21 protein-coding genes are annotated in these 24,786 nt (G+C 68.9%); 11 read left to right on the top strand and 10 right to left on the bottom strand.

Annotated elements, in window-relative coordinates; translation table 11 throughout:
- Positions 1 to 8: 8 nt before the first annotated feature.
- Positions 9 to 1,325, bottom strand: coding sequence for a hypothetical protein (locus LCL61_RS22955; RefSeq protein ID WP_340681603.1), 1,317 nt, complete (start codon positions 1,323 to 1,325; stop codon positions 9 to 11).
- Between the two features lie 394 nt (positions 1,326 to 1,719).
- Here LCL61_RS22955 and abc-f point away from each other — a divergent pair, with 394 nt between their 5' ends.
- On the top strand, positions 1,720 to 3,339 hold the full coding sequence (gene abc-f / locus LCL61_RS22950) for a ribosomal protection-like ABC-F family protein (protein ID WP_340681602.1): 1,620 nt from the start codon (positions 1,720 to 1,722) through the stop codon (positions 3,337 to 3,339).
- A 964-nt stretch (positions 3,340 to 4,303) separates the two neighbouring features.
- On the opposite strand, the gene LCL61_RS22945 is transcribed toward abc-f, so the two are convergent.
- The gene (locus LCL61_RS22945; RefSeq protein WP_125683301.1) at positions 4,304 to 4,648 is read right to left on the bottom strand and encodes an MmcQ/YjbR family DNA-binding protein; all 345 of its coding nucleotides are present in this window, start codon (positions 4,646 to 4,648) and stop codon (positions 4,304 to 4,306) included.
- Positions 4,649 to 4,772: 124 nt separating this feature from the next.
- Here LCL61_RS22945 and LCL61_RS22940 point away from each other — a divergent pair, with 124 nt between their 5' ends.
- Both LCL61_RS22940 and LCL61_RS22935 read left to right on the top strand, forming a co-directional pair.
- Positions 4,773 to 5,402, top strand: a complete 630-nt coding sequence (locus tag LCL61_RS22940; protein WP_340681601.1) for a class I SAM-dependent DNA methyltransferase — start codon at positions 4,773 to 4,775, stop codon at positions 5,400 to 5,402.
- 2 nt (positions 5,403 to 5,404) lie between these two features.
- Positions 5,405 to 6,199: a glycosyltransferase family 2 protein gene (locus LCL61_RS22935; protein WP_340681600.1), complete on the top strand. Its 795-nt coding sequence runs from the start codon at positions 5,405 to 5,407 to the stop codon at positions 6,197 to 6,199.
- Here the strand turns inward: LCL61_RS22935 and LCL61_RS22930 are convergent.
- Positions 6,117 to 6,713, bottom strand: a complete 597-nt coding sequence (locus LCL61_RS22930) for a TetR/AcrR family transcriptional regulator (RefSeq protein WP_340681599.1) — start codon at positions 6,711 to 6,713, stop codon at positions 6,117 to 6,119. The genes LCL61_RS22935 and LCL61_RS22930 overlap by 83 nt on opposite strands.
- A gap of 90 nt (positions 6,714 to 6,803) precedes the next feature.
- Here LCL61_RS22930 and LCL61_RS22925 point away from each other — a divergent pair, with 90 nt between their 5' ends.
- The gene (locus LCL61_RS22925; protein WP_340681598.1) at positions 6,804 to 8,186 is read left to right on the top strand and encodes a cytochrome P450; all 1,383 of its coding nucleotides are present in this window, start codon (positions 6,804 to 6,806) and stop codon (positions 8,184 to 8,186) included.
- Between the two features lie 94 nt (positions 8,187 to 8,280).
- Entirely contained in the window at positions 8,281 to 8,733 is a 453-nt protein-coding gene (locus LCL61_RS22920) for a carboxymuconolactone decarboxylase family protein (RefSeq protein WP_340681597.1), read from the top strand.
- 5 nt (positions 8,734 to 8,738) lie between these two features.
- Here LCL61_RS22920 and LCL61_RS22915 read toward each other — a convergent pair whose 3' ends face one another.
- Positions 8,739 to 9,455, bottom strand: a complete 717-nt coding sequence (locus LCL61_RS22915; RefSeq protein WP_340688652.1) for a transcriptional regulator — start codon at positions 9,453 to 9,455, stop codon at positions 8,739 to 8,741.
- Between the two features lie 134 nt (positions 9,456 to 9,589).
- On the opposite strand from LCL61_RS22915, the gene folE reads away from it, so the two are divergent.
- Positions 9,590 to 10,186, top strand: coding sequence for a GTP cyclohydrolase I FolE (folE, locus tag LCL61_RS22910; RefSeq protein WP_340681596.1), 597 nt, complete (start codon positions 9,590 to 9,592; stop codon positions 10,184 to 10,186).
- Here the strand turns inward: folE and LCL61_RS22905 are convergent.
- The gene (locus tag LCL61_RS22905) at positions 10,176 to 11,426 is read right to left on the bottom strand and encodes an MFS transporter (RefSeq protein WP_340681595.1); all 1,251 of its coding nucleotides are present in this window, start codon (positions 11,424 to 11,426) and stop codon (positions 10,176 to 10,178) included. The two genes, folE and LCL61_RS22905, sit on opposite strands and share 11 nt — an antisense overlap.
- A gap of 107 nt (positions 11,427 to 11,533) precedes the next feature.
- On the opposite strand from LCL61_RS22905, the gene LCL61_RS22900 reads away from it, so the two are divergent.
- A complete protein-coding gene (locus tag LCL61_RS22900) occupies positions 11,534 to 14,086 on the top strand; it encodes a P-loop NTPase fold protein (protein WP_340681594.1) in 2,553 nt (850 codons plus the stop codon).
- Here the strand turns inward: LCL61_RS22900 and LCL61_RS22895 are convergent.
- Complete coding sequence (locus LCL61_RS22895; protein WP_340688651.1) at positions 14,017 to 14,742, bottom strand: flavin reductase family protein; 726 nt, start codon at positions 14,740 to 14,742, stop codon at positions 14,017 to 14,019. The genes LCL61_RS22900 and LCL61_RS22895 overlap by 70 nt on opposite strands.
- A 256-nt stretch (positions 14,743 to 14,998) precedes the next feature.
- Here LCL61_RS22895 and LCL61_RS22890 point away from each other — a divergent pair, with 256 nt between their 5' ends.
- The gene (locus LCL61_RS22890) at positions 14,999 to 17,068 is read left to right on the top strand and encodes an AMP-binding protein (RefSeq protein ID WP_340681593.1); all 2,070 of its coding nucleotides are present in this window, start codon (positions 14,999 to 15,001) and stop codon (positions 17,066 to 17,068) included.
- Positions 17,069 to 17,112: 44 nt separating this feature from the next.
- Here the strand turns inward: LCL61_RS22890 and LCL61_RS22885 are convergent, their stop codons facing one another.
- Positions 17,113 to 18,738, bottom strand: coding sequence for an AMP-binding protein (locus tag LCL61_RS22885; RefSeq protein ID WP_340681592.1), 1,626 nt, complete (start codon positions 18,736 to 18,738; stop codon positions 17,113 to 17,115).
- 108 nt (positions 18,739 to 18,846) lie between these two features.
- Here LCL61_RS22885 and LCL61_RS22880 point away from each other — a divergent pair, with 108 nt between their 5' ends.
- A complete protein-coding gene (locus LCL61_RS22880) occupies positions 18,847 to 19,662 on the top strand; it encodes a helix-turn-helix transcriptional regulator (RefSeq protein WP_340681591.1) in 816 nt (271 codons plus the stop codon).
- Position 19,663: 1 nt separating this feature from the next.
- On the opposite strand, the gene LCL61_RS22875 is transcribed toward LCL61_RS22880, so the two are convergent.
- Positions 19,664 to 20,263, bottom strand: a complete 600-nt coding sequence (locus LCL61_RS22875) for a hypothetical protein (RefSeq protein ID WP_340681590.1) — start codon at positions 20,261 to 20,263, stop codon at positions 19,664 to 19,666.
- Between the two features lie 195 nt (positions 20,264 to 20,458).
- Between LCL61_RS22875 and LCL61_RS22870 the strand changes: the two genes are divergently transcribed.
- Together LCL61_RS22870 and LCL61_RS22865 are read left to right on the top strand one after the other, a co-directional pair.
- Complete coding sequence (locus tag LCL61_RS22870; protein ID WP_340681589.1) at positions 20,459 to 21,436, top strand: GlxA family transcriptional regulator; 978 nt, start codon at positions 20,459 to 20,461, stop codon at positions 21,434 to 21,436.
- A gap of 64 nt (positions 21,437 to 21,500) precedes the next feature.
- Positions 21,501 to 22,490 carry an alpha/beta hydrolase gene (locus LCL61_RS22865; RefSeq protein WP_340681588.1) on the top strand — a complete coding sequence of 330 codons (990 nt, stop codon included), beginning with the start codon at positions 21,501 to 21,503 and terminating at the stop codon, positions 22,488 to 22,490.
- Between the two features lie 168 nt (positions 22,491 to 22,658).
- Here LCL61_RS22865 and LCL61_RS22860 read toward each other — a convergent pair whose 3' ends face one another.
- Positions 22,659 to 23,618, bottom strand: coding sequence for a DUF6528 family protein (locus tag LCL61_RS22860; protein ID WP_340681587.1), 960 nt, complete (start codon positions 23,616 to 23,618; stop codon positions 22,659 to 22,661).
- Positions 23,619 to 23,695: 77 nt separating this feature from the next.
- A complete protein-coding gene (locus LCL61_RS22855; RefSeq protein ID WP_340681586.1) occupies positions 23,696 to 24,652 on the bottom strand; it encodes an Acg family FMN-binding oxidoreductase in 957 nt (318 codons plus the stop codon).
- Between the last annotated feature and the right edge of the window lie 134 nt (positions 24,653 to 24,786).

Below are 24,786 nucleotides of genomic sequence, written 5' to 3'. Positions count from 1 at the left end.
CCTGACGTCTACGCGCGGGAGCGCTCGGCGCGTTCCGCGGTGGCACGGTCGGCGGCCCGCCGGTCCGGACCCCCGCCACTGAAGGTCCGGAACTCGTTGACGCAACCGGGCACGTCCGCGGTGGAAGTGCAGTTGTCCGGCCGGTTACCGCTCACCACGGCCCCGTTCACGAGCGTCACCCGTCCGCTGAGCGTGTGGATGCCGCCACCGGAAGCGGGGAGGGGGTACAAGCCGGACCCAGGTTCGCCTGCGGCATTGTCGCGGACCATCCCGCCGTCGAGCGTGAGCGTGTCATCGAACACGCTGAGTCCACCGCCTCGACCTCCGTAACCGGAGTACCCGGAGTACCCACCCGGCCCCGCGACACCGGCATCGCCGCCGCGTCCCGCCTGGTTGCCGGTGATGGTGGTGCGGGTGATGACCGGATTCAGCAGCACACCGGGGCTGGTCGACATGATCAGGCCGCCGCCCGTGCCGCCGCTGCCGCCGTGTCCGGCTCCGCCGCCCTCCGCGCCTCCCGCGCCGCCCTTGCCCCCGCTCCCGGCATTGTTGCCGGTGACGACGCTGTCGGTGAGCCGCAGGACAGTGCCGCTGAGCACGTCGACACCGGCGCCGAAGCCGGCGGAACCGCCTCGGCCACCCGGCTTGGCGGCCACCCCGTTTCCGCCAGGGCCACCGGAGCCGGAGGCGTTGCCGGTGATCGAGCTGCGGGTGATCGTCAACGTCGCCGTGACGGAAGCGTAGGAGGAGATCCCCCCGCCGGAGCCTCCCGAGCCGCCGCTACCGGCACTGGTGGTGGCGGTGGCCGCGGTACCGGGAGCACCAGAGCCGGCGGCGTTGCCGCTGATGACGCTGTCGGTGATGGTCAGTGGACCCCAGTTCTTGATACCGCCCCCGGACCCGCCCGGGTTCGCGTCTCCATAGGAGTTGGTCCCGACCCCGTCGGGAGCGTGACCACCCGCGATCGTGACCTCGTCGAGGGTCAGGTCGCCCCAATTGTTGATGATCCGGAATCGGGGCGCGTCCTTGGCGCGTTCGATGGTGGCGTGATTACCGTTGACGGTGAGCTTTCCCTCGATGGAGGGCAGTCCGGAATTCCAAGTGGCATCGGCGGCCGACGTGAGCGTGTAGACGCACTTCGCCGCCAGGGACAGCGTATCCGGCGTGGGGGTGACGTTGGCCTCGGCGATAGCGCGGACCAACGCGTCGGAGTCGCAGGGAACAGCGGTTTCGGCGGCTTGTGCCGGCGGAGCGACCAGGGCGAACGCCCCCAGTGCGGTTACCGTGGTCGCGATTCGTCTTCGGGTTCTGGCATTCGACATCATCGGGAAACCTCCCAGGTCAAGGAATCGGGTGATGGCCATTGAGAACTTTAGGAGTCCCCGCCGTGACCCCTCAATTAATATGATTCCGACCACACGATTACCGATCATCGGGAATCGTGGTGAATAAACGAATGAACACCGGATTTCGCGCCTTGCCGACGCCGCGCCGAGGGATTGCGGTGGCCACACTCCGGCAGGTCTTGTTATCGTAGGAGCGGACCTGACCAACGAGCAGTGGAGATCAGACGTGGCAGGTGAAGACGACATCTCCGGGTGAGCCGGAGTAGGGAGGCCACCGGCGTCGACGCCGACGTGGCCTCTTTGTCGTCCCCTCAAACCACGTCCACCGCGGTGCCGCCTCGGCGCGCCCGCTGTCTTTCACGAGGTCATTTCCATGTCAGACGCCTTTGTCGTCGTGTCCGCACTCTCCTTTTCCTGGCCGGATGACACCCCGGTCTTCGACGACCTGTCGTTCACCGTGCCCGGTGGCCGCACCGGGCTGGTCGCGCCGAACGGGGCGGGCAAGAGCACGCTCCTCAAACTGATCGCCGGAGAGCTGCGGCCGGTGTCCGGATCGGCCTCCGCCCAGGGAGTCCTGGGCTATCTGCCGCAGTCGCTGCCGCTCACCGCCGACCTGAACGTGGCCGAAGTGCTGGGCATCGCGCCGCAGCTCGCGGCGCTGAGCGCGATCGAGTCCGGCGACGCGAGCGAAGAGCACTTCACCACCATCGGGAACGACTGGGACATCGAGGAACGAACCCGCGCCCAGCTCGACCGGCTCGGCCTCGGCGGTGTCTCGCTGGACCGGAGCCTGCGCACGTTGAGCGGCGGGCAGATCATCTCCCTCGGCCTGGCGGCGCAATTGCTCAAGCGGCCCGACATCCTGCTGCTGGACGAACCGACCAACAACCTCGACCTCGACGCCCGCCGCAAGCTCTACGGCGTGCTCGAAGACTGGGCCGGCTGCCTGCTGCTGGTGAGTCACGACCGGGAACTGCTCGACCGGATGGACCGGATCGCCGAACTCGACCGCGGCGATCTGCGGTACCACGGAGGGAACTTCACCCAGTACGAAGCGGCGGTCAAGGCCGAGCAAGAGGTGGCCGAACGCAACGTCCGCAGCGCCGAACAAGAGGTCAAACGCGAGAAGCGCGAGATGCAGCAGGCCCGCGAGCGGGCGGCGCGCCGGGCGGGCAACGCCGCCAGGAACCTGGGCAACGCCGGACTGCCGAAGCTCTTCGCCGGCACCATGAAGCGCAACGCCCAGGAGTCCGCGGGCAAGGCGAACGAGACACACGCCGCGCGGGTCAGCGAAGCGAAGAACCGCCTCGACGAGGCCGAACGTTCCCTCCGCGACGACCAGAAGATCGCGCTGATCCTGCCGGGCACCAATGTCCCCGCCGGGCGCACGATGTTCCAGGGCGAGCACATCCAAGTCCGCTACGGCGACCGGAACGTCTTCGCGGGCGACGGAGTCGACCTGACGATCCGCGGCCCCGAACGGATCGCCCTGACCGGCGGAAACGGGACCGGCAAGTCAACCCTCCTCCGGGTGCTCAAGGGAGACCTCACGCCCGACAGTGGCCTGGTGAAGCGAGCCGCAGGACGGATCGCGTACCTCTCCCAGCGGCTCGACCTGCTGGACCTAGACCGGACCATCGCCGAAAACTTCGCCACGTTCGCCCCGAGCCTCCCCGAGTCACAACGGATGACCCTGCTCGCCCGCTTCCTGTTCCGAGGCACGCGAAGCCAGCTTCCCGTCGGCGTGCTCTCCGGAGGCGAACGCCTGCGAGCCACCCTGGCCTGCGTCCTGTTCGCCGAACCCGCGCCGCAACTCCTGCTGCTGGACGAGCCGACCAACAACCTCGACCTGGTCAGCGTCGGGCAATTGGAGAGCGCGTTGGGGGCGTATCAAGGAGCTTTCGTGGTCGTCAGCCATGACGAGCGGTTCCTTCGGGAGATCAAGGTGGATCGGCGGGTGCGGTTGACCGGCGGGACTCTCGTGGAGTCGTGAGGTCTCTGCGGCCGGGTATGTGAGTGGCCTCGGGCCTGATTCGACAACCCGCCGGGCCCCTGATATCCGCGAAGGCCTCCTTGAGGGACTTACCTAGGGCCGGCCCCTCTCCCAGAGTCACGGCGCCACCAGGATTCGAGACAACGCAGGACGCCGTTGATGAGGGATTCGGGACGTTCAATGTCCCCAATCCCTCATCGACGAAACCGCACAGGTGGGTGAACAAATACGAATCCGCCAAGGAGGCCTTCACGGACCACCGACCGCTTCCTCCCGGTCACACCCGACCGCAAAGCAAAAAACCGCCGCCGAACCGGCGACGGGCGAAAAAAGAAAAGGTCCCGCTTCCGCTCAGCGAAGGCTGGGGGTTCCTGCGAGCAGGAAGCGGGAGTTTGTGGCCGGTACGGGGGCCGCCTCTCGGCGAGTGGCTCGACACGGCTCCGGCCGAACCGGTATTCCGTGAAGGCGAAGGGTGAGGCCCGGGGGCACCATCCGTACCGACACTCTCTACAACGCACCACCGTGCAAAATGTTCCCCAGCACCGATCCCGAATCGATGTGACCCGCGTCTACACTCGAATGCGTGAAAAAGACCCGCCCCCGCTCTGCGAAGGCCTGGGGGTTACCTGCGAGCGGGAGCGGACAACTCATATAACGCGAAGGCGCACCGAAATGTTCCCCTCAAGCGAGTGACCTGCGTCAACCCGGTCGGATAAAAAAAGACCCGCTCCCGCTCTGCGAAGGCCTGGGGGTTACCTGCGAGCGGAAGCGGGAGTTTGTGGCCGGTACGGGGGCCGCCTCTCGGCGAGTGGCTCGACACGGCTCCGGCCGAACCGGTATTCCGTGAAGGCGAAGGGTGAGGCCCGGGGGCACCATCCGTACCGACACCCTCTACAACGCCACGGCTCGGAAAATGTTCCCCGCGAAAAAAGTGACGCGCGTCTACACACGAATGCGGTAACGCTCAGCAGGGCGGCGGAACCTGATCGACCAGTTCTTCGGGAGCGGACAGCCGCCATGCCTCGTAGACCAATTCGTTCAGCTCGTCGGATTCGATGCCGTCGAGGTACACCACCACCCAGCCGAATCCCCCGGCCGTGAACTGCACCTCGAAGACGTCGGGCCGTTCGGCCACGAGGGCTTCCTGTTCGGAGAGCGTCTGCTTCAGGCCGACGGTCTGGGTCCGCGGCCAGTAGTAGCCGAACCGCTTCCCGCGCACGCTGAACGACTCCCACTCCTTCGCGTCGGATCGCTCGACGTCGGCGAGCGACTTCAGCATCCGGTGGAACTCGTCACTCGACACGCTCATCTTGAACCCCAAACCCCAGTAACTCCGTCGGCTCCAGTCTAAGGGCCCGGGTGGGCCCGTCTTTTGAGGACGTCGATCGGTAGATTCGCCGGAGGGAGAGCCACTCGATCCGGGGAGCTGCGCAATGGACCGACCGGTCACGGCGGCAGAGCTGTTCGACGCCATCGGTTCCGCTTACGAGGACGTCTTCGGACGGGCGCCGGCGGTTGACAGGGCGGTGCGGCATCTGCTGGACAGCTTGCCGCCGTCGTCGAGGGTGCTCGACATCGGAAGCGGAACGGGAAGGCCGGTGGCCGAGGACCTGTCTTCCGCCGGTCATCGGGTGACCGGGCTCGACGTGTCGCCGGTGATGATCGATCTCGCGCGTGAGCAGGTTTCCGCAGCCACCTTCGTCCACGCCGACGTGCGGGAATGGACCTCGCCGTCCGAGTCCTGGGAGGCCGTCTGCGCCTTCTTCCCCTTCCTCCAGATGCCGCGCAAGGACACCGAAGCCGTGCTCGCCGACATCGGGCGCTGGCTGGTGCCGGGCGGGCTCTTCGCTCTGGTCACCGTTCCGCGTGACGCCGAGGACGTACCGGCGGAGTTCTTCGGCCGCACTTTCCTCGAGACCAGTTTCGCCCCGGACGACCTCGTCCGGCGGGTCGAGGCGGCCGGGCTGGAGGTCACCGGCACCCATTCGGAGCTCTTCACCGCGGACGAGCCGGGGACACCGCCGGAGGAGCACCTCCTGATCCTCGCCCGCCGCCCGGAGTGAGCATGCCGGTCGTCAGCGTGATCACCCCGGTCCACCCGCCGAGCCTGCCGTACTTGGCCGAGGCGTACGAATCCCTCGCCGCGCAGGAACTACCGCCGGACTGGACCTGGGAATGGCTGGTACAGGAGGACGGCGAGACCGGCCTGCTCGACGGCGCCCTCCCCGCGGACGAGCGCGTCCTGCCCGGGTCGGGGCGCCCAGGCGGTCCCGGAGTCGCGCGGATGATGGCTCTGTCACGCGCCTCCGGGGAGCTGATCAAGGCACTCGACGCGGACGACCTCTTGGCACCCGGCGCGCTCGCACGAGACATCGCGGCGCTGGAGGATCCCGAGGTCGGCTGGACGACCTGCCGGGTCCTCGACCTCTTTCCGGATGGGACCACGGCCGGCGTCGACAGCGATCCCGACGAGGGACGGATCGAACGCGGCGCGATCCTGCACCACTGGCGGCGCAACGGCTACGTGTCGTCGGTGGTGGCCGGGACGCTGTGCATCCGCCGCGACCTTCTGCTGGATCTGGGCGGCTGGATGGCGCTGCCCGCGTCGGAGGACACCGGGCTGATCCTCGCCGCCAACGCCTGCTCCGACGGCTACTTCGTCTCCACGTGCGGCATGTTCTACCGGAAGTGGGCCGGTCAGGTCACCCGGTCCGCGGCGCACAACGACGACGGCGAGCGGCTCGCGCGGATGAAGCTGATCGAGGAACGGGCCGAGGTCATGTTGGCACGTCGACGATGTCGAGCAACGCCTTCGCGCACAGATCCCGGATCTGGTCCCGGGTCAGCTTCCGGCACTTGAGCCAGTCGAGGCACACCGCGACGACGAAGGCCAGCCAGCCCCGCACGAGCACCCGCAGGGCCTCCGGCGGCTCGCCCTCCGGGCACAGCACCTCCAGGATCCGGCGCCCCTGCTCGGCGAAGTTGTTGTCCACGACTTCACGCACGCCGTCGACGGCGATCGACGTGCCCGAGTGCAGTGCCCGGTAGCCGTCCTCGTTGGCTTCGACGTAGCGCAGGTACGCGTCGAGGCCGGCCGTCAGCTGCTCCGCGACCGGGAGCGTGGGATCGGACTTGGTCATCTCGAGCAGGCGCTCGCCCTCTGACCTGATGACCTCGGTGACGAAGTCCCGTTTCGTCGGGAAGTAGTGGTACAGCAGCCCCCGGGAGACCTCGGCGATATCCGCGACCTGCTCGATCCACACATCGTCGTACGGCCGCTCCGCGAACAGGCGGGCGCCGATCCGCAGCAGCTGCTCCCGCCGCTCGGCGGTGCTCAGCCTGCTGCGGGGCTTCCCGGAAGTACTCGGCGCCATCCGGGCATCGTACTTACTTGACACGAGTTCAGTAACGGGCCACGCTCGCTATTGGATGTTGGTTCAACAGTGCACACCTGGAGGGGCTCGATGGCCACCGCTCTCCCTCATCCCCCGCGACGGATCCCGCTGATCGGCGACGTGCTCGGCGTGTCGCCGAAGACGCCGGTCCAGGACTCGATGCGGCACGCGGCCGAACTGGGCCCGGTCTTCGAGCGGAAGGTGTTCGGCCGGAGCATCGTGTTCGTCAACGGTGCCGAGATGGTCGCCGACCTCTCCGACGAGAAGCGCTTCGCGAAGCACGTCACGCCCGCGATCTCGAACCTGCGCCCGCTCGGCGGCGACGGCCTGTTCACCGCCCTCAACGAAGAGCCGAACTGGCGGCGCGCGCACGAGATCCTCGCGCCCGCGTTCAGCCGCAACGCCATGCAGCGCTATCACCCGACGATGCTGGCGATCACCCGCGAGCTGCTGGACACGTGGGACAGGGGCGGCGAGGTCGACGTCGCGGACGACATGACCAAGCTGACGCTGGAGACCATCGGCCGGACGGGATTCGGTTACAGCTTCTCTTCGTTCGAACGCGCCGAGCCGCATCCGTTCGTCGCCGCGATGGTCCGCACGCTGCGGCATGCGCAGCGAAGGGCGATTCAGCCGCCGGTCATCGGCCCGCTTCTCAGCCGCAAGGCGAACCGGCGCAACGAAGCCGACCTGGCGTTCCTCCACTCAGTCGTCGCCGACGTCATCGAAGCGCGCCGGAACGACACGAGCACCGAAGACCTGCTCGGGCTCATGCTGAACACCACTCAGCCGAGCACCGGTGAGGCGCTGGACGAGGACAACATCCGGCACCAGATCATCACCTTCCTCGTGGCCGGGCACGAAACCACGTCGGGCGCGCTGTCGTTCGCGCTGTACTACCTCGCCAGGAACCCGGACGTCCTGGCCCGCGCCCAGTCCGAAGTGGACAAGGTCTGGGGCGAGAACCCGGACCCGTCCTACGAAGAAGTCGCGAAGCTCCGCTATGTCCGGCGAGTGCTCGACGAAGCGCTCCGGCTCTGGCCGACGGCGCCCGCGTTCGCGCGCCAGGCCCAGGTGGACACCGTCGTCGGCGGCGAGTACCCGATGCGCGAGGGACAGTGGGCGCTGGTCCTCATCCCGGCGCTGCACCGTGATCCCGTCTGGGGAGACGATCCCGAATCGTTCGACCCGGACCGCTTCTCCCCGGAACGCAACCGTGCCCGCCCGGCGCACGTCTACAAACCCTTCGGCACCGGCGAGCGGGCCTGCATCGGGCGGCAGTTCGCCCTGCACGAGGCGACGCTGGTACTCGGCATGCTGCTGAGCCGGTACGAGCTGCGCGGCGACCCGTCTTATCGGCTGAAGGTGCAGGAGCTGCTGACCCTCAAGCCCGAGGGCTTCAGGCTGGAAGTCTCGCTCCGCGATCGCGCGACGGTGTCCGCGCCCGCCTGAACAAGGTGGCGCCTCGGTAGAACTCGGTCACATCTCCGCCCCGGGATCCGTCAGTGCGGTGAACGCAAGACGGAAACCCTGAAGGAGAACCACCATGGAAACCCGCATCCCGAACCCCGCCCTCGCGAACCCCGCGACGTTGAAGGCCCTGATCGCACTGGCGGAGTCGACCGGCGACACCGGTGTCCCGAAGACCACGCACTACCTCATGCACGTCCGCGCGAGCCAGATCAACGGGTGCGGCGGTTGCCTGGAGATGCACACCAAGGAGCTGCGCGAGGCGGGCGAGTCCGACGAGCGGATCTTCACCGTGGCGGCGTGGCGCGACACGGCCTACTTCACCGACGCCGAACGGGCGGCGCTCGCGCTGGCGGAGGCCCTCACCCGCATCGCGGACCGGGCCGACCCGGTCGACGACGAGATCTGGGACGAGGCGGCTCGTCACTACGACGAAACGCAGCTGTCGAGCCTGGTCCTCTCCATCGCCGCCATCAACACCTGGAACCGGCTCAACGTCGCCACCCGGCAGATCGCCGGCGCCGCCTGAGCGACCTACTCGGCCTGCCGTAGCTCCACACAGCACTCGGCCGCGCCGGGAACGAGGGCCGCCTCCACGTTCCCGGCGCGCACGCCGTTCAGGAAACCGGCAAGGAAGGCCTGATTGATCCCGCAGACCAGCTCCGGCGCCTCCGCGGCCAGCGGATGGAACGGGCAGTTCCGCAACCGGACGCAGGTCCTGCTGTCCCGGCTCGGCTCGAAGCCGTAGCGGCGAAGCATCCCTTCGGCCACGGTGAGCGCGCGTTCCGTGCCGAGCCTGCCGGGGCGCGTTCGCGCTCGTTCCTCTTCGCCCGCCGCGAAACCGCGCTCCCCCGCGACCCGCAGCACGGCTTCCCGCGCGGACTCGCCGCTCCCTTCGGCCAGCACGGCCTCGGCGAGGATGCCCGCCAAGAGCTCGTGCCGCCGGGCGGGAAGCTGCACTTGGATGGCCTCGTCGACGGGCTCGTAGACCTTCGGCCTGCGTCCCACCTTCACCACCGGACCGGGCGCGAAGCCGAATCTGAGCAGCCCGGCCGCCACGAGCTTGTCGAGATGGAAGGCGGCGAGTTTGCGGGAGATCCCGACCGCCGCCGCTGCCTCGTCCCGCGTGACAGGGCGCCTCGCACGCCGGGCGTAGACGTACATGCCTCGACGGAGGTCGTCGTCGAGCGCCGCCACCGCGGCGATGGCGGGGGCGTCGAGGCCGTCCGGGTCGGGCACTGTCACGTTCACCACGATATCGCCTATCTCAACCGGCGGAACATTCTGGACTGCCGATCTACCATGTAAGATGAGCCACCGGGTGGTAAAACACCCAAAAGTCTTGGTTTAATCCACTGGGGATCGCGTTCAGCCTAGGAGGCCCAATGTCCACTCCCGCCTTGCGCGTCGTACACGAAACGGGGCCGGGGCCGGACCTGGCGGCGGCCGAGGCCGCGGCCGCCGATCTCCTCACCGCACTGGGCATTTCGCTGGACTCCGAGAGCCTCCGTGGCACGCCGGGCCGGATGGCGCGCGCGTACGCCGAGTTGTTCACCCCTCGGCCGTTCGATCTCACGACCTTCCCCAACGACGAGGGCTACGACGAACTCGTCCTCGCCAGGGGGATCCCGGTCCGATCCGTCTGCGAACACCACCTGCTGCCGTTCGTCGGGGTCGCGCACGTGGGGTATCTGCCGGGAGAGCGGATCCTCGGCCTGTCCAAGCTGGCCAGGATCGTCGAGCACTTCGCCTGCCGTCCGCAGGTTCAGGAACGGCTCACGAAGCAGGTCGCCGACTGGCTCGAAGAGCAGCTCGAACCGCGTGGCGTCGGCGTGGTGATCGAAGCGGAGCATTCGTGCATGACGTTGCGCGGCGTCCAAGCCGTCGGGTCGAGCACCGTCACCTCGACCCTGCTCGGCACACTGCGTGAAGACGCTCGTTCGCGCCAGGAGTTCTTCGCGCTCACCGGGATCAACGGCTGACAGTGGACTCTTGCGCGTAGGCCGCGGAGACGACCTCGCGGTCGAACACCCGCCAGGTGAGCGCGGAAACGATCACCGCCACCACGAAACCGGCCCAGTACGGCGTCGTCAGCCCGAACTTCGACGCCACCGCCCCGCCGAGCAGCGCACCGACGCAGTTGCCGCCCGCGATGATGAACAGACTGGTGCTGCCGACCCGGCCCAGCATGTCGGGCGGGGTGAGCCGTTGGCGCAGGGAACTGCCGACGATTCCCCACAGGGCGCCGTGTACCCCGAAGAGGAACAGGATCACCCCGACCACCGGCGCGCTCGTGCTCGTCGCGAGAACCAGATGTGTCCCGGCCTCGATCAGCAGCCCGATCCGCAACGTCCAGGTCGGGGTGCACCAGGCGATCAGCCGGTCGCCCATGACCGAGCCGAGTAGTCCGCCCACCGCCATGCAGGTGAAGAGCAGGCCGTATCCGACCGCATTCAGCTGAAGCCGTTCCTTCGCGAGCAGCACCAGGACCGAGGTGGCCGCGACGAGCGTCAGGTTCAACATCCCGATCAACCCGATCATGGTCCGCAGCAGACGCTGACCGGCGAGCCAGCGGAACCCCTCGGCCACCTCCGAGCGCATCGACCGGCGCGCGACCGGCTCGCCGGTGCCGTCGGCGGGCCGCGGCCGGTACGCACCCGCGATCAACCCGAGCAACAAGGCGCTGACCGCGTACGTCCCGGCGTTGACGTAGAACGGGATGCTCGCCGCCACGCCGAACAGGAATCCGCTCAGCGGCCCCGAGAGCATGCCGTGGGTCAGTGTCGTCCCGGCGTACAGCCGCCCGTTCGCCCGCTCCAGCAGCGCTTTCGGGACTATCGAGGGCAGCATCGCCCCGCCGGCCGTCCGGAACACGACCTCGCTCGCGTTGATCACGAAGAGGACGGCGTACAGCAGGGCGATGCTGACGTCGCCCATCGAGATCGCGACGGCCAGCAGGGCGACGGCGGGCACCCGGATCCAGTCGAGGGTGATCATCAGCTTGCGCCGGTCCACCCGGTCGACGAGCACTCCACCCGGCAGCGAGAAGAGCAGCCAAGGCAGCCACGCCACCGCGAAGCCGCCCGAGACCACGAGCGGTTCGTCGGTGCGGGAAGCGATCAGCAACGGCGCCGCCACCGTCGCGAGACCGCTGCCCAGCGCGGACGTCGTACTCGCCGCCCAGAGCTTCGCGTACCTGCCGTCCAGCCGCTCCCCCGTCATGAGATCGAATGTAGCGATCGGTGACCGAGCGGATGCGGGGTTTCACCCACAGCTGAGCGGCCGCCCTTTAGACTGCCCTCCCGTTCGGCCTTGGGAGGGGACCGCGAATGGTGCTGGTGCGCGACGTCGATCCGTCGATTCTGCTGATGAACAAGGCATCGGGCGAGAAACCGGGGGCTTACCTGCCCAGGGACATCGACGGCCCGCTCAGGTCAGCGCTCAAGACCACGCCGTTCACCCTCGTCGTCCACGAGGTCTACTCGGGCGCCAGGCGATCGGCCTTGGAAGCCTTGTGGATGACGTACGCCGGAACGGACCTGGTCATCGAGCCGGAGCTCGACGAGCTCGTGATGGACCGGCGCGACGGCCCGGCAGTGCTCTGGCTCGACCGGAAACTGCCCCAAACTCTCGGCCGCGACCCCGCCGCGGTGGCCAAATGGCTGGACAAGGATCCTCGGCGCCGACTTCTGGGGCTCGTCGGCGAAAGCCAATACGACCACCCGGAACTGCGTGCGGCGATCGATCGCCTCGGGCCGACCGTCCTCCACATCGGCCCGGCTCTCTCCGCCGCCGAACGCGCTGAAGCCAAGGCGATGTTCCCCGCGTCAGGGCCCATCCGCACGATTGACGAAATCGCTGTCGTGCGGAGCCCTCCTGGTTCCGGGAACAAAGGCCCGGACCCCTTCGCCGCTCACGTCGCCGACTACCGGCCAGATACCGACGACGGCGTCGATCGCCTCGGCATCGGCACCGACGTCCGTATGCTCGCCGACCTGGTCGTCTCCCGGATGATCACCCCTCCCCTGTCGATCGGCCTGTTCGGCAACTGGGGTTCGGGCAAGAGCTTCTTCATGCGCCAGATGCAACTGCGCGTCCGCGAACTCGCCGATTCCGCGCGGGCGGCCGAAACCGAGGCCGGCACGCACGGGAAGTCCGTGTCCTCCTATTGTTCGAGCGTTCGCCAGATCAGCTTCAACGCCTGGCACTACAGCGAAGCGAACCTCCTCGCCAGCCTCGCCACGCATATCTTCGACAACCTCGCCGCGAACGGCGCCGAGAACGACCTTCAGCGCCAGGCCGACCTGCTCGCCGAACGCCGCATGACCGAGAAGACGCTTCTCGGCAGGCTCAGCACGGTCCGGCTCGAACGCAGAACCCTGACGGCCCAGCAGAAACAAGCGAAGCGAAGGCGACGGAAACCGCGCGAGTACGTCCGCGCGGTCTTCGACAGCCTCACCGACGCGGACAAGGCGTGGATCGCGTCCCGGATCGGCGTCGACCAGCCGACCGCCGAGGATCTCGAACGGCTGGCGCAGGAAACGGGCGGGCTGCGGTCGGACGTCGCCGAATTCTGGCGGCGGCTGCGGCAGGATCCGGTTCCGCTGCTGGTCCTGATCGGTGGGCTGGTGACGGTTCTGGTGGTCACGCTGCTCGTCGGCCGGTCGCAGGTGTCCGGCGTGCTCGGCGGACTCACCGTGGTGAGCTCCGCGCTGACCGTCGTCCTGCGGATGCGCGCCAGCGCGGACCGGATCCACCAGGCGCTCGACAAGCTCGGCGGACCGTCCGAAGAGGACGAAGAGACCGAGCGGCGCCTGGCCGAGCTGGACGCCGAATCCGACCGGCTCGAAAAGGCGGTCGCCGAACTCGCACCGGGGCTTGACCTCGTGTCGTTCGCCGAGTCCCGGGTCTCGGACTACGTCGAACATCTGGGCGTGGTTTCGCTGCTGCGCAAGGATCTCGAGACGTTCGCGACCATGCTCGCCGAGGTACCCCACGGTTCGGGGAAGATCGAACGGACCGTGCTCTACATCGACGATCTCGACCGCTGCCCGCCGAAGGTCGTCGTGCAGGTCCTCGAAGCCATTCATCTTCTGCTGGCGCTGCCGGTGTTCGTCGTCGTGGTGGGTGTCGACTCCCGCTGGCTCAAGAAGGCCGTGGAGCAGCACTACGAGGAAATGCTCGGCGACGATCCGGAGACCTTCGCCGAGAACTACCTCGAGAAGATCTTCCAAGTGCCGTTCACGTTGTCCCCCATGGACGATCCAGGGTTCGCGGGGCTCGTGCGCGGGCTCGCCGACACCGAGGTCCAGGACGCGTCGCCGTCGCCGACGCCCACCGAACCGGATCAGGCCACCGGTGACCGTTCTCCGGTCCCGGCCGATTCTCGCCCTCGCGCGGAAGCACCGCGACCGTCGTCCGAACAGTCCACAATAGACCTACGACCTCCTCGGCTGGTGATCTCGGCGCCGGAACTGGACTTCCTGCCGACACTGGCCCCGCTCGTCCGGTCCCCACGTGCCGCGAAAAGGCTCCTGAACCTGTATCGCCTGCTGCGAGCACGGTTCGCCGGAGAAGACCTGGCGGAGTTCCTCTCCGACGGCGACCGCGAGGCACCGTTCCGTGCGGTGCTGGTGCTGCTCGCGGTCCACGTCGGGCATCCGGACGCAGTCCGGTGGTTCGCCGACCTCGATGGGAGCGACCCCGACGACAAGGCCATCGAGATCGTGTCGAAGATGAACGACCACGAACTGCGGCCGAAACTCGAACGCGGCCTGTCCGGCGAAGCGTGGCCACTGCTGGCCGTGTCCTATCAGCGCTGGCTGCCGCTGGTGAACCGGTTCTCGTTCGCCCGCGATCGCTCGATGTCGGGCCCCCGGTAGAGCCGCTCCGGGATCCGAGCCAGTGTCGACGGATGGACCTGCGGGCCGAGGCCGTAGAGCTTCTGGAAGCTCATGATCAGCGGCCGCCACCGGTCGGGGTCGATCCGGTCTTCGGTGCCCGGCATCCGCACGTCGTCGTGGACGTGGACGCGCTGCACGCGGACCTCGAACACGAGGACGCCGCCGCGTTGTTTCGGGTCGTCCTCCGCGAGCGGGTGGACGGCCTCGACGACGGCCTCCATCGTCACCGGGCATTCCGCGACGCGCGGCGGCCGGACCGTCTCCGAGGGGACCGGGGTGAGCCCGGCGCGGGCGAACTTGTCCGGTTCGTGCCGGTAGCCGCGTTCGTACTTGCGGGCCGGGACGGGATCCGAACCGGTGGTCAGCGCCAGCCTGTCGACGGCGGCAGCCAGCGCGTCGGAAGGGAGATTCAGAACACATTCACGGTTACGCATGAGATTTTGCGCCGTCTTGGCTTTCGCGCCCAGTCCGAGCATGCCCCGCCAGCCGAGCCAGAACGCCGACGACATCGGTGCCAGGTTCGGGGTGCCCGCCTGGTCGACCGTCGAAAGGAGCACCACCGGGGTGCCGAAGTAGAGGATTCCTGGCTCGATACGGGTGTGCGCGGTCTCGGCCGCCGTCGTAGTAACTGTCACGTACGCCAGCTTCGCCGCCTCGCGCGCCGGAGGCTGGCGTGAATCGGACGTCGCGATCAACACCGTCGGCGGAGGGCATCGCGCCACGCGAACATCTACCCTTTCCGTGGTGATTCCCCTTGAGCGGACGCGAACCCGCGATCGTTCGGAGTATTGCGTTCGGCCGATTGCTGGTAGGTTCGCCGAACTTGAACGACGAAGGAGGCGCCGGCAGCGGCCCGGTCAACACCCGAACGCGCGTGGTGAGGCGAATCGCATGCGAGACGATGTGGTCCAGGCGAGCTCGATTCTCGGGCACTCCCCCGGCCAGGTTTGGGAAGTGATCGGCGATCCCGAGTCCTACTCGAGGTTCGTCGCGGAGATCAGCTGGTGCGAGATCCAGCGCCCCGCCGAACGCGGGCGCGGTCCGAAATGCCTCATCCGGCTGGAGCCGCGACCGGGGACACTCGTCGTCGGTGACATCGAGGCCCGCGTCTGGCGGCCGGGCGAGCATGTCGTGTGGTGCGGCGTCGAGGACGACGGGAACTGGGTCTCCGTCGAGCTGCGGCCCGCTTCCGGTGGCGGCACGGAACTCACCGCCCAGCTGATGCTTCCGGCACCGCACGCCAATCTGGTGTCCGCCGCGTCCTTCAAACGATCCGTCCGCGCGGCGGCCCGCCGGATCGATCTGCACCTTTCGGGCCGGGCGGCGTCGCCCCAGGAGGAACCGGCGCATACCAAGGCCACCACGCTGCACACGGCGAGCACGCTGATCAAGGCCGGGGTACTCGCGGCCGCGCGCCCGGACAAGATCGCCCGGCAGCTCACCTCCTTGTCGCAATGGGGCGCCACCGTCGCCGGCGGCTACTCGGCCAACGCCGCCCGTGTGCCCGACGACGTCGCGTTGCACGACGAACGCAACGTCCGGACGTTCAAGCAGACGGCCGATCGCAGCAACCAGCTGGCGAACGCCCTCGCGGCCCGCGGAGTGCGCGCCCGCGACCGGATCGCCTTGCTGTGCCGCAACCACGCCGCGATGGTCGAGTCACTGATCGCGTGCAGCAAACTCGGGGTGGACGCGATCCTGCTCAACACCGGGCTTTCCGCCGGCGCGGTCGCGGACGTGATCGAGCAGCACAAACCGGTCGCGGTGCTCGCCGACGACGAGTTCTCGCGGATCATCGCCGGCATCCCCGGCGATTTCCTGCGGCTGTCCACCTGGCCGGAGACCGAGAACGGCTACCCGACGATCGATCAGCTGATCGCCGGGGTGCCCGCCACCAAACTCAAACCGGTGGACCGGATCGGCAGGCTCGTCGTCCTCACGTCGGGCACCACGGGGACCCCCAAAGGCGCGCGCCGCCCCACGCCGAAGGGATTGTCGACGTCGGCCGCCATGCTCGACCGCATTCCGCTCCACTCCGGAGACCGGTTCGTGGTGGCCGCGCCGCTGTTCCACAGCTGGGGGCTCGCCGGCCTGCAGATCGGGATGGCCGTGCGCGCGTCCTTGTCGCTGATCCGGCGGTTCGACGCCGAGGAGATCCTGCGGACCATCGCCGAACACCGCTGCGGTGTGCTGTTCGCCGTGCCCATCATGTTGCAGCGCATCCTCGACCTGCCGGAACGGATTCGCGCCCGCTACGACCTGTCGTCGCTGCGGATCGTCGCCAGCAGCGGATCCGCGCTGCCGGGCCCGATCGTCACCGAGTTCATGGACACCTTCGGCGACGTGCTCTACAACTTCTACGGCTCCACGGAGGTTTCGTGGGCCAGCATCGCCACGCCCGAGGACTTGCGCGCCGCGCCGACCACCGCCGGCCGCTGCCCTCCCGGCACCCGCGTCGCCATCCTCGACGACGACCACAATCGTGTCCCGCCGGGCTGGGAGGGACAGATCTTCGTCGGCAACGACATGCTCTTCGAGGGCTACACCGACGGCGCCAGCGTGCCCCGCGCGGAGAACCTGATGGCGACCGGCGACGTCGGCTACCAGGACGCCGCCGGACGGCTCTTCGTCACCGGCCGGGCGGACGAGATGATCGTGTCCGGTGGGGAGAACGTATCCCCTCGCCCGGTCGAGGAGGCCATCGCCGCCCTGCCCGGCGTCCACGAAGCCGCGGTGATCGGCGTGCCGGATCGCGAATTCGGGCAACGGTTCGCGGCGTACATCGTGCCGAAACGCGGTGCCCGCATGAGCGCGGACGACGTCCGCGCCTACATCCACCACCGGCTGGCCCGCTTCGCGGTGCCGCGGGACGTGTACTTCGTCGAGGAGCTGCCCCGGAACGCGACCGGAAAGGTGCTCAAGCGGCTGCTGCGAGACGAAACGTGGCCGATCGACCAATGAGCCCGTGTGCCGGGACGGAACACACGTGCGTGTTCGGTCCCCAATCACGCGTGTTCCGCGCTCGGATGCCGCACCCGCAGGAGAAACCGCTGGATCTTCCCGCTGGGTGTCTTGGGCAGCTCCGGCACGAAGTGCACCTCACGCGGGTAGGCGTGCGCGGCGAATCGCGTCTTCACCAGCTGCTGTAACTCGGCCACCAACGCGGTGTCGGCGGAGGCGCCGTCCCGTGCGACCACGTACGCGACGACCACCTCGCCGCGCAGCGCGTCCGGGACACCGACGACGGCGCATTCGGCCACGGCGGAATGCTGCTGCAGAACGCTTTCCACGTCGAACGGGCCGATACGGTAGCCCGCCATCAGAATGATGTCATCGTCCCGCGAGGCGAAGGTCAAGTACCCATCGGTGTCCTTGGCGGCCACGTCGCCGGTGTAGTACCAACGGCCGTCGGGGCTGAAGCGGGCGGCGGTGCGCTCGGGTGCGTCGCGGTAGCCCCGGAACCACACCAGCGGGCTCGCCGGGAGGTCCACGGCGACACGGCCGCGTTCTCCCGGCTCGGCCACCACGTCGGCGTCCTCACGGAGGACCTCGACCGCGAAGCCCGGCAGGACACGTCCCATCGAGCCGGGTTTGACCTCCGAGCGGAGGTCCGGATGCCACGCGTTGCCCACGACCATGCCGAGTTCCGTCTGTCCATAATGGTCGTGAACGCCGACACCGAGCTTCGACGACGCCCAGTCCAGGACGTCCGGCGTCAACGGTTCCCCCGCCGATGAGCAGTGCCGCAGGCGGAGACCGTCCGGCACCGGGGCGGCCGAGTTCCGTAGCGCGCGATACACCGTCGGGGCGGCGGCGAAGTTGGTGACACCGAACCGCTCCAATACCGCCCACGTCAGTTCGGCGGAGAAACCCGCGTGCAGCAACAGACTCCGCCTGCCGGTCGCCATCGGCGTCATGATCGCGCAGTACAGACCGTAGGCCCAGCCGGGGTCCGCGGCGTTCCAGAAGACGTCGTCGGCGCGGACGTCGAGCGCGAAGTCTTGGTACGCCTGGAAACCCGCGAGCGCACGGAGAGGAATCGGGACGGCCTTGGGCGTTCCCGTGGTCCCGGAGGTGAACAGCTCGACCAGGACCCCGGCCCCACCGGTCACCGCGGCTCCCGGCAAGGGCGCGGCGTCGGCCAGCATCTCCCGGAACGACAGATCGCCCGCCTCGCCGTCACCGACGACCACGATCCGCCGCGAAGGGTCGTCCGGCAGATCGGCGGACGGCGTCAGCTTCGAACGCTGACCGGCGTCGGCGATGACGACCTTCGTGTCGTTGCCGGTGACGCGCAGCGCGATGGCGGGCGGCGCGAACGCCGTGAACAGCGGGACGTGCACCGCGCCCAGCCGCCAGATCGCCAGCAGCGCCACGACCAGCTCCGCCGACTTGCCCATCAGCGTCGCGACCCGGTCCCCCGGCCCGACCCCGAGGCCGAGCAGTGCCCCGGCGAAGCGTTCCGACTGCTCGCGCAGCTCGCCGTAGGTGAGATCGTGGCTGGTCAGACCCGCTTCGACCACGGTGAACGCGACCGCCTCCGCCGGATGCCGGTCGCACAACAGCGTCGCCGCACAGGCCCGCTCGTCGTCGTAGACCTCGAGCAACCGCCGGACGTGAGCTTCGGTCATCGTTTCTCCCGGGACGTTGGCGAAGGCGTACAGTTCCGGAAATCGTGCGGGCGGGCCCGATCCGTCCACCACCCCCGATCGAGGGGGATCACCGAGGAGGGTGAGCCGATGCCGGTCGACGACGCCCAGCTTCTCGGCGCTGTCTCGGACCTGCGCCGGGACACCGGCCTGCCGGTCGGCTTCGCCGGGGTCGCCGTCGCCTCACCGCGAATGCGGCTGACCGCGTTCCTCGGCAACCGCGGCACCGCGCTGAACGGCCTGTCCGTCCGCGCGGGCCGCGGCCTCGGCGGCAAGGCGCTCGCGCTGATCCGGCCGGTGGTCGCCAACGGCTACCACAGCGCCACCACGATCAGTCACGACTACGACGAGCCGGTCCGCGACGAGGGCATTCACTCGGTGGTCGCGATCCCCGTCGTCGTGCGCCGCCGGGTCCGCGCCGTCCTCTACGGCGGTCTGCGCGACGAGGCCCCCCTCTCCGACCGGACGATCACCGCCGCCCTGCACGCCGCGCGCGATCTCGAACAGACGTTGGCCGTCGAGGACGAGATCGAGAAGCGGCTGGCGGAGGCACGGCCGCTGGCGGAGCATCGCGAGGAGGCCGCTCCGCGCGAACGGCTGCGCGAGGTCTACGGTGAGCTCCGGGCGCTCTCCGGCCAGATCGCCGACGGCGTTCTCCGTGACCGCCTCGACGCGATGTGCGACAGCCTGACCGGCGCCGCTTCCCCCGTGGCGCGCTTGGCGCCGAGGGAACTGGACACCGTCGCGCTCGTCGCGCTCGGCCTGACGAACGCCGAGATCGCGCACCGGCTGGGGCTGACGGCGGAGACGGTCAAGAGCTACCTGCGGGAGGCGATGCGCAAGCTCGACGCGACCTCCCGGCTGCAGGCCGTCACGCACGCGCGACGGATCGGCCTGCTCCCCTGATTCAGCCCGCGGGTACGGGCGAGACCGACGAGATGCAGTACTTGTCGCCTGCCTCTCGCCGCACCTCCATAGTCCCGGTGAAGCTCTCGCTGTAGTTCAGGGTGCCGGACATCGTCACCACGATCAGGTCCGGGCCCGCGGCACGCGGTTCTTGCGCGGTGAGCGACGCGTTGCGGTCGCCATACTCCTTCGCCGCCTGGCGGACCTTGTCCTTTGCGTCCGCGCAGGCCGACTCGGCGGCTTTGGCGGGCTCGTCGCCGAACACCGCGAGCATGAACTTGCCCGCCAGCACCGGACCCCAGTCGAGACTCAGCGGCGTCTGCGACGCACTGGCCGACTTCGAGGACTTGCTGTCGCTCAGCAGGAATCCGGGTGCCACGAAGGCGAGGATCACGAAGACGACCACCAGGAGTGCCCCACCGCCGGCGATCAGCCCGATCAGCAGGCCGTTGCCCTTCTTCGGCGGCTGTTGTCCCGGGTACTGCGGCCCGCCGTAGCCCGGCGGCGGGTAGCCCTGGTGCGGGTACTGCTGCTGGGGATGTTGTTGCTGGGGATAGCCCTGCTGCCACTGCGGCCCTTGCGGTCCCTGTGGGTACGACATCGATGCTTCCCTTCCCCCGGACAACCTGTGCGAGAGAAATCTACCGTCCCCTTCGGACAGTCGTGATGCGGCTCGGGACTCGTGAGTGGTGAGGACGGCGGCGCAGGGATGTCCATGAAGGATTCGGGGCATTCACCGTCCCGAATCCTTCATGAACACGTCCATCACCACTCGCGAATCTCTACAATCCGCCCCATGAGACGGCTGGCCGTGGTGGTCTTCAACGGGGCGTCGCTCGGCGCGATGTCCTTCGCGTTCGGCGTGTTCGAAATGGCTTCCGCCTTCGGGGAGCTGCCCGACCTCGAACTCAAGGTGGTCGGTGGCGAACCGGGGACCGCGCTGCGAGGCGGCGGGCTGACCGTGCCGGTCCCCGAAGACCTCGGCGCGGTCCGGGACGCCGATCTGGTGCTGGTCCCGAACTGGCGGTCACCGATGGAGGATCCACCAAAAGCCGCCCTGGAGGCGCTCCGCGCGGCACACGACCGGGGAGCCCGGGTGGCCGGACTGTGCAGCGGCACTTTCGTCCTGGCCGCGGCCGGGCTGCTCGACGGACGCCCCGCGACCACGCACTGGGCGATGGCCCCGCTGCTCGCGGCCAGGTTCCCGGCGGTCCTCCTCGACGAATCGGTGCTCTACATCGACGACGGCGACATCCTGACCGCGGGCGGCGGCGCGGCGGGCATGGATCTCGGTCTGCACCTGATCCGCTCGTGGTGCGGCGCGGAGGTGGCGAACCGGCTGGCGAAGGGCATGGTCGTCCCGCCGCACCGGCCCGGCGGACAGGCTCAGTACATCGAGTCGCCGATGCCGGAACTCGACGACGGCGACCCGGTATCGGAGACGATGGCCTGGGCGCTGACCCGGCTGGACACGGCGCTCCCGGTCGACGAACTCGCCAGGCGGGCACATATGAGCAGGCGCAACTACGATCGCCGGTTCCGCGAGATCACCGGTGCCGCGCCCGGCACGTGGCTTACCCACCAGCGCGTCATCCGCGCGCAGCAGCTGCTCGAATCCACCGATCTCCCGGTCGACGAGATCGCCAGGTATTGCGGGTTCTCCTCGTCCGCCGCGCTCCGCCCGCATTTCCGGCGGCAGGTCGGGGTCACGCCGGTGTCCTATCGGGAGACGTTCGGGACCAGGCTGGGCGTGCCCGAGCCCATCCTGTCCTGAAACGAACCTCGTTTGGCGAAAACACCGCTCACGGTCGGCACCCCGGTCCGGCCACGATCGGGACATGACCGAAGACAGCCGTTCCTTCCTCAACCGCCGGTCCATGCTCGCCCTCGGCGCGGGGGCCGCGGCCGCGCTGGTGGCCTCGGGTGGCATCGCCGAGGCCGGCCAGTCCGGCGCTCCCGACGACGCGGCACTCGCCCGCTCCCTCGCCGGCGGTTTCCGCAGCGAATACGCCCACGTCAACGGGGTCCGGCTGCACTACGTCGCCGGCGGCCGCGGCGAACCGCTGATCCTGCTGCCGGGCTGGCCCGAGACGTGGTGGCAGTACCGCAAGGTCATGCCGGAGCTGGCGAAACGGTACCGCGTCATCGCCGTCGACCTGCGGGGCATGGGCGGCTCGGGCAAACCCGCAGGCGGGTACGACAAGAAGACGATGGCCCGCGACATCTTCGAACTCCTGCGCACGCTGGGCCTCCGGCAGGCGCATATCGCCGGGCACGACATCGGCGCCATGGTCGCGTTCGCCTTCGCCGCCAACCACCCCGAGGCGACGAAGACCGTCACGCTCATGGACGTCTCACACCCGGACGAAAGCCTGTACCAGCTCCCCATGCTGGCTCCGCCCGGGCAACCGGTGAACGTCTGGTGGTTCGCCTTCAACCAGGTCGCGACCCTGCCCGAACAGCTGCTGACCGGCCGGTCACGCTTTCTCGTCGACTGGATGTTCGACCATCTCGCGGCCGATCCGGCCTCGATCGGGGCCAGGGACCGGGCGATCTACGCCGCCGCGTACGACCGCCCGGACGCGATCCGCGCGGGCAACGGCTGGTACCAGGCGTTCGGCACGGACATCGAGGATCAGAAGGCCTACGCGAAGATCACCGCACCGATGCTGGGGCTGGGCTCGGAGTTCAATTACGACTACCTCGCCGCGGTCCTGCCGTCGAAGGCGGTCGACGTCCGGGTGCGGAAGGTCTCCGGTTCCGGGCACTTCGTCGCGGAGGAACAGCCGCGGACGGTCATCGACGAGCTACGGACCTTCCTCGGGTGAGGCTTGTACCCCGAATGAGTCGACGCCGCCCGCTGAATGGACCGATTCACTCGGTCAGGTGAAAGACGCGGCCACGCGTCATTCTCCCGACAGGGTCCCCTCTTCTCTGGTGTGTCGGTACCGGCCGGGCAGCCCCCCGAACGGCCGGTACCGACATGGAAGTTCAGCTCAACCGATCCACCAGCGGGCCTTGTAGATCCACGCGCCGTGCAGCGCCAGCTCGGCGCGTGGAAAGGCCAGCCGGACAGTGTCCGTGCACCACGTGCACAGGTGACCGTCCTGCACCGAGGCGGTCAGGATCTGCCCGGTCCGCGGGTTCGTCGACACACTCTTCACGTGCGGCCGGTCGATCTCCCGCACGCCCGCGTAGCGCTGGGAGAACCCGCCACTCGTCTTCGAGAACTGGTACACCCCCGCTTCCGTGGTCACCCACAGCAGATCCGGCCGACCCGGGACCGGCTGGAGGTCGTGCCCGCCCTTGCTCGGCACCGGAACGGAGCGCTGCTCGGTGAGCACAGGCGCGGCGGGCGTGCCGCCGACGTTCAACGCGACGAGCGCGTCGGTGCCCAGAGCCCACAACACGTTCCTCCCGGCGTCCCACACCACCCCATGTGCGCCCACCAGCCGGTACTCCGTGTAGGTCGTCGAACGCTGCCCCTGCGAAGCGGTGTAGATCCGTACCCAGCCGCCGGTGCTCGCCGCCACCGCGACGTTCCCGTCCGGCAGGAGTTCGATGCTGTGCGGGTTGGCGGGCCCGCCGACGTTCGCCGCCCAGTACGCCCGGTCGCCCGCCGGATACGGCACGACGGCGGTGAAACCGCCCGACGCCGACGTCAGCAGGTACTTCTCGCCACCTCGCTCGGCGAGCTTCGCGTCGCTCGGGTTGCTCCACGAACCCGCCAGGTCCGCCAGCCCGTTCGCGGCGTTCGGCGCCCACGCCCAGCCCACCTTCCGGCCATGCCAGGACGCCCGGTCCGCGGGCAGGACCAGGATCCGCTTGGACGCCTGCTCGGTGATGACGATCGAACCGCGATCGCGGGCGCCCGCGTCCGCCACCGCCGGCGCGGATGCCGCGACCGAAAGGCCCACGACGGCCAGCGCCGCCAAGGATTTCCGCATGATCTTCATAGGGAGACCGAACCCGCCCCGGGTGACGGGCGGGTGGCGGCGGCCCGAAACGTGGATGTCGACGAGATGACCCCGGATCAGAGACTCGCCTCGGACCGCCGGAGCAGCACTTCGCCGACCTGACGGCGGGCCGTCATCGGCACCGGACGGCCGTACCCGAAGCGCAACACCGTGTGCGGCCGGCCGATGTCGGCGAAGATCCGGTCCATCCCGGCCCGGGTCTCCGGGGTTTCGAACGGCCTGCCGACGAACGACGCCGCGAGGCCGGCGGCCGTCGCCGTCAGCAGTACCCGCTGCAGCACCATGCCCGCCCGAAGATCCGCGGCGGGCCCGGTGCCCGCGGTCAGCACCGCGCCGAGCACCGGCTCACCGCCTTCGGGCTCCGCGGTGAAGAAGGACTCCTGCGAGGGAATGCGGTGAGCCGACGGCGGTCTGGTCAGCGCCAGGACACCGTCCGGCGCGTTCGCCGTCCGCCTGGTCCACAACGCGACCTCCGCCTGGAATGCACCGTTGTGTGCCTGCGCGGCCTCGGCCCGGTGCAGCACGCGCGCGACCGCGTTCGCCCGGTCACCACGACCGAACAGCTCCAGCAGCCCACCCTCCACGAGCGCGGCCGCCCGCAACGTCGTCCGCGCCCACACGGGCACCGGCCGGTCCAGGAACGGACGACGGTTCGTGTGGCGCCGGAAGACGACTTCGGCCAGCCTCCGCTCCTCCGACGAGGAGAACCGGTCGCCATCGATCTCGAGTTCGGCGAGCAGATCAGGCTCGTCCGGCTTCGGCACCACCCGCACCGAAAGGGTCTTGCCGTTGGACCGCAACGAAATCATCAGGTTGAACATCGCCGCACCGCACGACAGCCGCGCCTCGCGGGCGTCCGGGTCGGCGATCCGGAGCACCCTGGCGCGGTCGAGCCACACCTCGATCCGGTCCCCGTCGACGACGAACCGCCACGGCTGGGTGTTGAGCGGGGACGGCGCGCGGACGGCGGCCGCCACCGCCTGGTCGACATGAGTCGGCAACGGGATCTTCATCGTGGTCTCTCCGAAGACGAGGGTTGGTCCATCTTCGGCCGGGGTACCCGGCGACCGCAGCGGCCGCCGGTCACGAATTCCGAGGACTTTCGCCTCCCGATTCCCGGGAGCGAGGACTTAGGACCCTGTGCCAC

The organism is Amycolatopsis coloradensis (assembly GCF_037997115.1).
GTDB classification, from domain to species: domain Bacteria; phylum Actinomycetota; class Actinomycetes; order Mycobacteriales; family Pseudonocardiaceae; genus Amycolatopsis; species Amycolatopsis coloradensis_A.
This window is presented reverse-complemented; position numbering and strand designations above follow the sequence as displayed.

Bases quoted from the DNA above. Each gene is read 5' to 3' on its own strand.
- LCL61_RS22955 (WP_340681603.1), bottom strand. From the start codon at position 1,325: ATGATGTCGAATGCCAGAACCCGAAGACGAATCGCGACCACGGTAACC.
- LCL61_RS22865 (WP_340681588.1), top strand. From the start codon at position 21,501: ATGACCGAAGACAGCCGTTCCTTCCTCAACCGCCGGTCCATGCTCGCC.
- LCL61_RS22880 (WP_340681591.1), top strand. From the start codon at position 18,847: ATGCCGGTCGACGACGCCCAGCTTCTCGGCGCTGTCTCGGACCTGCGC.
- LCL61_RS22890 (WP_340681593.1), top strand. From the start codon at position 14,999: ATGCGAGACGATGTGGTCCAGGCGAGCTCGATTCTCGGGCACTCCCCC.
- LCL61_RS22860 (WP_340681587.1), bottom strand. From the start codon at position 23,618: ATGAAGATCATGCGGAAATCCTTGGCGGCGCTGGCCGTCGTGGGCCTT.
- LCL61_RS22870 (WP_340681589.1), top strand. From the start codon at position 20,459: ATGAGACGGCTGGCCGTGGTGGTCTTCAACGGGGCGTCGCTCGGCGCG.
- LCL61_RS22940 (WP_340681601.1), top strand. From the start codon at position 4,773: ATGGACCGACCGGTCACGGCGGCAGAGCTGTTCGACGCCATCGGTTCC.
- abc-f (WP_340681602.1), top strand. From the start codon at position 1,720: ATGTCAGACGCCTTTGTCGTCGTGTCCGCACTCTCCTTTTCCTGGCCG.
- LCL61_RS22935 (WP_340681600.1), top strand. From the start codon at position 5,405: ATGCCGGTCGTCAGCGTGATCACCCCGGTCCACCCGCCGAGCCTGCCG.
- LCL61_RS22930 (WP_340681599.1), bottom strand. From the start codon at position 6,713: ATGGCGCCGAGTACTTCCGGGAAGCCCCGCAGCAGGCTGAGCACCGCC.
- LCL61_RS22875 (WP_340681590.1), bottom strand. From the start codon at position 20,263: ATGTCGTACCCACAGGGACCGCAAGGGCCGCAGTGGCAGCAGGGCTAT.
- LCL61_RS22855 (WP_340681586.1), bottom strand. From the start codon at position 24,652: ATGAAGATCCCGTTGCCGACTCATGTCGACCAGGCGGTGGCGGCCGCC.
- LCL61_RS22925 (WP_340681598.1), top strand. From the start codon at position 6,804: ATGGCCACCGCTCTCCCTCATCCCCCGCGACGGATCCCGCTGATCGGC.
- LCL61_RS22945 (WP_125683301.1), bottom strand. From the start codon at position 4,648: ATGAGCGTGTCGAGTGACGAGTTCCACCGGATGCTGAAGTCGCTCGCC.
- LCL61_RS22900 (WP_340681594.1), top strand. From the start codon at position 11,534: ATGGTGCTGGTGCGCGACGTCGATCCGTCGATTCTGCTGATGAACAAG.
- LCL61_RS22905 (WP_340681595.1), bottom strand. From the start codon at position 11,426: ATGACGGGGGAGCGGCTGGACGGCAGGTACGCGAAGCTCTGGGCGGCG.
- LCL61_RS22920 (WP_340681597.1), top strand. From the start codon at position 8,281: ATGGAAACCCGCATCCCGAACCCCGCCCTCGCGAACCCCGCGACGTTG.
- LCL61_RS22885 (WP_340681592.1), bottom strand. From the start codon at position 18,738: ATGACCGAAGCTCACGTCCGGCGGTTGCTCGAGGTCTACGACGACGAG.
- folE (WP_340681596.1), top strand. From the start codon at position 9,590: ATGTCCACTCCCGCCTTGCGCGTCGTACACGAAACGGGGCCGGGGCCG.